Annotated in this window: 6 protein-coding genes and 1 pseudogene; 4 read left to right on the plus strand and 3 right to left on the minus strand. The window is 61.4% G+C overall.

Going from position 1 to position 7354, the window contains the following annotated elements:
• The first annotated feature begins 222 nt into the window (after nucleotides 1-222).
• Nucleotides 223-1263 (plus strand): threonine aldolase family protein, encoded by a 1041-nt coding sequence (locus VA602_RS26655; RefSeq protein ID WP_323454797.1) that lies wholly within the window; start codon nucleotides 223-225, stop codon nucleotides 1261-1263.
• 97 nt (nucleotides 1264-1360) lie between these two features.
• Here VA602_RS26655 and VA602_RS26660 read toward each other — a convergent pair whose 3' ends face one another.
• The gene (locus tag VA602_RS26660; RefSeq protein WP_054892146.1) at nucleotides 1361-1663 is read right to left on the minus strand and encodes a cell division protein ZapA; all 303 of its coding nucleotides are present in this window, start codon (nucleotides 1661-1663) and stop codon (nucleotides 1361-1363) included.
• A complete protein-coding gene (locus tag VA602_RS26665; protein ID WP_054892145.1) occupies nucleotides 1660-1890 on the minus strand; it encodes a hypothetical protein in 231 nt (76 codons plus the stop codon). Before VA602_RS26665 ends, VA602_RS26660 begins: the two co-directional genes overlap by 4 nt.
• Nucleotides 1891-2159: 269 nt before the next feature.
• On the opposite strand from VA602_RS26665, the pseudogene VA602_RS26935 reads away from it, so the two are divergent.
• A pseudogene (locus tag VA602_RS26935) lies at nucleotides 2160-2924 on the plus strand (MCP four helix bundle domain-containing protein); the annotation flags it as partial.
• A complete protein-coding gene (locus VA602_RS26940) occupies nucleotides 2916-3779 on the plus strand; it encodes a methyl-accepting chemotaxis protein (protein ID WP_372822912.1) in 864 nt (287 codons plus the stop codon). The pseudogene VA602_RS26935 and the gene VA602_RS26940, both read left to right, overlap by 9 nt.
• Before the next feature lie 57 nt (nucleotides 3780-3836).
• Here VA602_RS26940 and gbcB read toward each other — a convergent pair whose 3' ends face one another.
• Nucleotides 3837-4937, minus strand: a complete 1101-nt coding sequence (gbcB, locus tag VA602_RS26675; protein ID WP_054892143.1) for a glycine-betaine demethylase subunit GbcB — start codon at nucleotides 4935-4937, stop codon at nucleotides 3837-3839.
• 296 nt (nucleotides 4938-5233) lie between these two features.
• Between gbcB and gbcA the strand changes: the two genes are divergently transcribed.
• On the plus strand, nucleotides 5234-6526 hold the full coding sequence (gene gbcA / locus VA602_RS26680; protein WP_054892142.1) for a glycine-betaine demethylase subunit GbcA: 1293 nt from the start codon (nucleotides 5234-5236) through the stop codon (nucleotides 6524-6526).
• Nucleotides 6527-7354 lie beyond the last annotated feature (828 nt).

A 7354-nucleotide genomic window follows, 5' to 3' on the forward strand; every position in this document is an offset into this window, starting at 1 on the left:
CACCCTTTGCAGCGATGGTATGACTGGGCCGGAGGGCACAGATGCCTGCGCGCGCCTTGCAATGGCGCGTTTACGACATTGTGGTGCAGGTACCATGGCGCCCCTGCAGGAGCGGGCTCGCCCGCGAAGAGGGCGGTACTGACACCCCACACCGGCCTGTATAGGCAACTGCTGAATCGATGGTTTAGAGTGCTGCCTTGCGTCGTAAAAAGGACAGGCGTCATGACCGATAACAACCAACAATTCGCCAGCGACAACTATTCCGGCATCTGCCCCGAAGCCTGGGCGGCGATGGAAAAGGCCAACCAGGGCCATGAGCGCGCCTACGGCGACGATCAGTGGACTGAACGCGCCTCGGAATACTTCCGCAAGCTGTTCGAGACCGACTGCGAGGTGTTCTTCGCCTTCAACGGCACCGCCGCCAACTCCCTGGCCCTGGCCTCGCTGTGCCAGAGCTACCACAGCGTGATCTGCTCCGAGACCGCCCATGTCGAGACCGACGAATGTGGCGCGCCGGAGTTCTTTTCCAACGGCTCCAAGCTGCTGACCGCACGCAGCGTCAATGGCAAGCTGACCCCGGACTCGATCCGCGAGGTCGCGCTCAAACGCCAGGACATCCACTATCCGAAGCCGCGCGTGGTCACCATCACCCAGGCCACCGAAGTCGGCAGCGTGTATCGCTCCGACGAGCTCAAGGCGATCAGCGCCACCTGCAAGGAACTGGGCCTGAACCTGCACATGGACGGCGCACGCTTCTCCAACGCCTGTGCGTTCCTCGGCTGTTCGCCGGCGGAGCTGACCTGGAAGGCGGGCGTCGATGTACTGTGCTTCGGGGGCACCAAGAACGGCATGGCGGTGGGCGAGGCGATCCTGTTCTTCAACCGCGAACTGGCCGAAGACTTCGACTATCGCTGCAAGCAGGCCGGGCAACTGGCCTCGAAGATGCGCTTTTTGTCGGCGCCCTGGGTCGGGCTGCTGGAAGACGGCGCCTGGTTGCGTCACGCAGAACATGCCAACCACTGCGCGCAATTACTGGCTTCGCTGGTCCGTGATCTGCCGGGTGTCGAACTGATGTTCCCGGTGGAAGCCAACGGGGTGTTCCTGCAACTGCCGGAGTTCGCCATCGAGGCCCTGCGTAACAAGGGCTGGCGCTTCTATACCTTCATTGGCAGCGGCGGCGCACGTTTCATGTGCTCATGGGATACCCAGGAAGCACGCGTGCGAGAGCTGGCGGCGGATATCCACGCGATCATCAACGGCTAAGCGAGAAGGCTGGCGGCGGGAGCGGGCTGTCCCACTCCCCGCAAAACGCGTCAGTTCAAGATCATCAGCAGGACAGTCGTCCTGCCTCGAGCCTGGTTCAGGCCTCGCCAATGGTCCGGGCGATAGCGTCCACCGCAGCATCCACCTTCGCCTGGGTGCGCTCCAGCGTCTGCGCGTGCTCGCGCTGCAACTCGATCTGCTTGGAGCACAGGTTCAAAGCTGCCAGCACCAGCAACTTGTCGCCGATCAATGTGGGGTAGTTGCGCTTGGTCTCGGCCAGAGCGACGTTGAGCATGCGCACGGCCTGCGAGAGCGTCTCTTCCTGGCCCTCGGGCGCCTTCAGCGAGTAGTCGGTGCCGAGAATGTTCACCACATTGATCGGCTGCGCTTGCAGTCTCATGCGCCTACGACACCTGCACTGGCACGCTCGACCAGCGCCTGGATACGTGCGGCGGTAGCGCCGTGCTTCTCTTCCTGCTCCATCAGCGACAGCTGCAGGGTCTCGTTCTCTTCCTTGGCCTGGGCCAGTTCCTGATCGAGCTTCTGGTTCTGCTCGGTCAGTTGCGCGTTCTTGTGCATCAGGTCGCCGACCAGTTGCTCCAGTTGATTCAGGGATGCTTCCAACATGCGTCTATCTCGGTTGTTGCAAAGGGCGCACACGATAAAGAAAAGCTCGCGCCCCCGCCATTAAAAATCAGGTAAGGGAGGGTGTGTTCCGGCAGATTGACAGGCTTGCGGGCACCTTGTTCCGGCCTGGATCAACCGCCTGTCAGGAAGAACGAGTGTAAATCCTCGTTTAGCCCCCCGTTGCCTAAAGACTCGTGCGTTCCGACCGATAGGCAGGTAGGTCAAATTCCTTCGCATGGACGCGAGCCTCCCCTCCGGATCTCGACGTCATGTCCCTACGCAATCTGAATATCGCCCCACGCGCCCTGCTCGGCTTTTCCCTGATCGGTGTGCTGATGCTTAGCCTGGGTATTTTTTCCCTCATCCAGATGGGCAACATCCGGCAGGCGGGCATCATCATCGAGCAGGTCAATGTCCCGAGTATCAAGCTGCTGGATGAAATGACCGCGCTCAACCTGCGCTTGCGCACCCTGTCCTATCGCCTGCTGGTCAACCGGGATTCCCAGGCCGATACCATGCGCCTGATGGACGAACGCAACGCCCAGATCGACAAGGCCCGCAGCGCCTATGCGCCACTGATCGCCGAGCCTGAGGAACAGGCTGCATTCGACCAGTTCGGCCAGTTGCTGACCCAGTACCGCCAGCTCGAAGCGCGCATGCGCAGCCTGAGCCAGGCCGGCCAGCTCGACCCTATGCGCGAGATGCTCAACCGCGACCTGCTGGCCAACTCGGACCAGATCAACAAGGCCATGGAACACCTGCTGCAGATCAACACCGCGCAGACGCGCAAGACCAACGAGGAAGCCGCACGCCAGTACGACAGTGCCTTCATGCTGGTGATCGGCCTGCTGGTCGCTGCCACAGTGCTCACACTGCTGTTCGCCCTGATCCTGACTCGCAGTATCGTGCGTCCGATCGACGACGCCCTGCGCGCCGCCGAGCAGATCGCCGAAGGCGATCTCACCCAACGCGTCACCACCGACGGCACCGACGAAGCCGCTCGTCTGCTGCAGGCCATGGCCAAGATGCAGGACAAGCTGCGCGACACCCTGCAACTGATCGCAGGCTCTGCCACCCAGCTCGCCTCGGCCGCCGAGGAGCTCAACAGCGTCACCGACGAAAGCGCGCGCGGCCTTGCCCAGCAGAACAACGAGATCCAGCAGGCAGCGACTGCGGTTACCGAGATGACCAGCGCTGTCGAAGAGGTCGCACGCAATGCCGTCAGCACCTCGGAGGCCTCGGGTGAAGCCAGCCGCTCCGCTGGCGATGGCCGCGACCTGGTGATCGAGACGGTCGGCGCCATCGAGCGCATGAGCAGCGACGTGCAGACCACCGCCAGGCTGATCGAGGACCTGGCCGGGCAGTCCCGCGATATCGGCAAGGTGCTGGACGTGATCCGCGGCCTGGCCGACCAGACCAACCTGCTGGCACTCAACGCCGCCATCGAAGCGGCACGTGCCGGTGAAGCTGGACGGGGCTTCGCGGTGGTAGCCGACGAGGTGCGGGCATTGGCTCACCGCACCCAGCAGTCGACCAGCGAGATCGAGCGGATGATCGGCAGCATCCAGGGCGGCACCGAGCATGCGGTGGAATCGATGCGCACCAGTACCGATCGAGCCGAATCGACCCTGAACATCGCTCGCGGCGCTGGCCTTGCATTGGACACCATCACCAGCGCCGTGGCGCAGATCAACGAACGCAACCTGGTGATCGCCAGCGCTGCCGAGGAGCAGGCCCAGGTGGCCCGCGAGGTGGACCGCAACCTGGTGAACATCAATGACCTGTCGGTGCAGAGCGCGACCGGCGCACACCAGACCAGTATGGCCAGCGCCGAGCTGTCACGTCTGGCGGTGGATCTGAACGGGTTGGTGGCGCGGTTCAGGACCTGAACACGCAAATCCTGCAGGAGAGGCGGTTCGCCGCTCCTGCAGGTACGGTGCAACGGATCAATACTCGATCCGCACATCCCCCTTGGGCACGCTGCAGCATGACAGGATGTACCCTTCGGCTTCGTCTTCCTCGGTGATCCCGCCGTTGTGGTCCATCTCTACCTCACCGCCGAGCTTGAGCACCTTGCAGGTGCCGCAGATGCCCATGCCGCAGGCCTTGGGAATCATCAGCCCGACCTTCGCCGCCGCCGCGTGCACCGTCTCGCCCGGGGCGATGCGGATGCTCTTCTCGCTGCCGACGAACTCCACCAGGTTGAGGTCGGCCACATCCACTTCCGGCGCCTCGGCGGCCGCTTCGGCGTGCTCGACCGCATCGGCCTTGGCCTCGGCCGGCGTCGCACCGAACGATTCCTCGTGGTAGTTCTTCATGTCGAAGCCGACCGCTTCGAGCATGCGCTTGACCGCGTTCATGTAGGGCGTCGGGCCACAGCAGAAGATCACCCGCTCGAGATAGTCCGGCGCGATAAGCTCCATCAGCCGTTGGTTCAGGTAGCCGCGATAGCCCGCCCAGGGCTCGCCCAGGCCGTGCTTCTCGCAAATGATGTGCAGGCTGAAGTTGGGGATGCGCGAGGCCATGTGTTCCAGCTCGCGGTGATAGATGATGTCCTTGGGTGAGCGGGCGCTGTGCACGAACACCATGTCGACGTTGGCGTTGGTGTCGTAGAACCAGCGCGCCATGGACATCACCGGGGTGATGCCGACGCCGCCGGAAAGGTACAGCGCCTTCGCGGCCGGGAAGTCGATGGCGTTGAACAAACCGACCGGGCCGTGTACGGGAAGCTCTGCGCCCTCGTGCATGGTGTCGTGGAGGAAGTTCGACACCAGCCCGCCAGGCACGCGCTTGACCGTGATCGAGAAGCTGTAGGGGACTGAAGGCGAGCTGGAGATGGTGTAGGAACGCATCACCGGCTTGCCTTCGATCTCCAGCTCCAGCGTCACGAACTGGCCCGGCTTGAAGAAGAACATGATTGGCTGGTCGGCCATGAAGCAGAAGGTGCGCACGTCCCAGGTCTCCTGGATGACCTTGACGCAGCGCACGATGTGGCGGCCGTTGGCCCAGGTCTGGGTGGTGACCGGATTGAGGAAGGTTTCGGACATGTTCTTCTCCAGCAGCCGACTATCGGCCTTCTTATGGCTGCGATAATGCGCAACGCCGAGACGTCGCACATTCCCATCCGCGACATCGGCGTGCTTATCGCGACCAGCCCCGAGGTACAAGGGCTGGCGCGTCGGAATTCGATTCGGCCATGTCGCCCATGGATATGGTTCGCGAACGGCGCGAACGCACACTCCTCGGCAAATAGAACCGCTGTTCTTTCGCTGACAGCCTTGCGCCAACCACAACAACGATTAGCCACCTTTCGCCGGCCGACAACGGCCTTGAGGATATAACGATGGACGTCACCGCAACCCTGAGCCTGGGCGATCCACTGGAACCTGCACGCAAGGCCACCGCCGAGATGCTGCAGACCCGCGAGCGGACCTACTCGCTGCCGCAGCCGTTCTACTGCGACGAGCGCCTGTTCCAGATCGACATGCAGGAGATCTTCCACAAGGAGTGGCTGATCGCGGGAATGACCTGCGAGATTCCGGCGAAAGGCAACTACCTGACCCTGCAGATCGGCAAGAACCCAGTGATCGTGATTCGCGGCACCGAAGGCAAGGTCCACGCCTTCCACAACGTCTGCCGCCACCGCGGTTCGCGCCTGTGCGTCAGCGACAAGGGCAAGGTGGCCAAGCTGGTCTGCCCATACCACCAGTGGACCTACGAGCTCGACGGCCGCCTGCTGTTCGCCGGCACCGAGATGGGCGCCGACTTCGACATGAATCAGTACGGCCTCAAGCCGATCAACGTGAAGACCGCTGGCGGCTACATCTTCATCAGCCTGGCGGAAAATCCGCCGGCCATCGACGAGTTCCTCGCCACGCTCGACCACTACATGGAACCGTACGACATGGAGAACGCCAAGGTGGCCGTGCAGACCACCTTGATGGAAAAGGCCAACTGGAAGCTGGTCCTGGAAAACAACCGCGAGTGCTACCACTGCAACGGTTCGCACCCCGAATTGCTCAAGACCCTGCTGGAGTGGGACGACACCAACGATCCGCGCGCCGACCAGGCGTTCAAGGACCACGTCGCCGCGTCCGCCGCTGCCTGGGAAGCCGAGAAGATTCCGTACCTGCACAAAAGCCATGGCCTGCGTAACCGCATCGTGCGCATGCCGCTGCTCAAGGGCACCGTATCGATGACCATGGACGGCAAGCAGGCGTGCAAGAAGCTCATGGGCCGCATCAAGAACCCCGACCTGGGTTCGATGCGCATCCTGCACCTGCCGCACTCTTGGAACCACTGCATGGGCGACCACATGATCGTCTTCACGGTGTGGCCGATCAGCGCCCAGGAAACCATGGTCACCACCAAGTGGCTGGTGCACAAGGATGCCGTCGAAGGCGTCGATTACGACCCTGAGCAGATGCGCAAGGTGTGGGACGCCACCAACGACCAGGACCGCCGCCTGGCCGAAGAGAACCAGCGCGGGATCAACTCCACCGCCTACCAGCCGGGCCCGTACTCCAAGACCTACGAGTTCGGTGTGGTCAACTTCATTGACTGGTACAGCAACCGCGTCCTGGCCAACCTGGGTGCAGAGCCCGCGCCATACCTGAAGGAAGTCAAGGTTCAGTAAGCCTTCACGGAGGGTGATAAACGCCACGGCCGAGTGATCGGCCGTGGCGTTTTACATTGCAATCCAGAGGAACTGAACATGTTATCCACAGAGTTGTTCAGCTGGGCTGTGGACAGGAATCGAATATCTGCCGAAAGCCGATTGATCATTATTTAATCAAATCCTTACAAGCCTTTGATTCAAAGGCCTGCAGGCAATATCGAACACCTTGTCCACAGATACGCCAACAGATTTTGTGAGCACATGCAGGTCTGTTGGAAAAGTGCTGTGGATAATGGCCCAGGAGCCTTATCAATCATGATCTTGAGAGCGATCATCGGGATTTTGATCAATTATTGATCATTATCTTGCAGGCCAATGAAATCAAGGCATCTAGCGGTTGCCCAACATATTATCCACAGAGCCGCCAACAGTGATTGTGGGAAACATCATGGGTATGACCCGTGATTGCCACGGGCGATTCACGAAGCGGGCTGTATGTTTTTTGATCAATCCTCTACAGGCATTGATATCAAAGGTCTGTAGAGAAGCGCGAACACTTTATTCACAGGGTCGCGAACAGATTTGGTGGGCAACTCTCGTCTTGGTGAAGACCGGGCGTTCGGCGGGTGCGGTACCTCTAGGGGCAAATGTCTTGTTCAAAGTCTAAAGACCAGCCCAATCCCAGTGGGAGCAACTGTCTTGCTCAAAATCTAGAAGCCAGCCCAATCCCTGTGGGAGCGGCGGTTCGCCGCTGCGACTTGTCCCGCGAACACGGGCGTAGCCCGTGCCAGGCAGTGCGGTGTTCTTTTCGCGGGCAAGCCCGCTCCTACAAGCCCCAACCAGTCA

Source organism: Pseudomonas machongensis (genome assembly GCF_034961125.1).
In the GTDB taxonomy this organism is placed as follows: Bacteria; Pseudomonadota; Gammaproteobacteria; order Pseudomonadales; family Pseudomonadaceae; genus Aquipseudomonas; species Aquipseudomonas machongensis.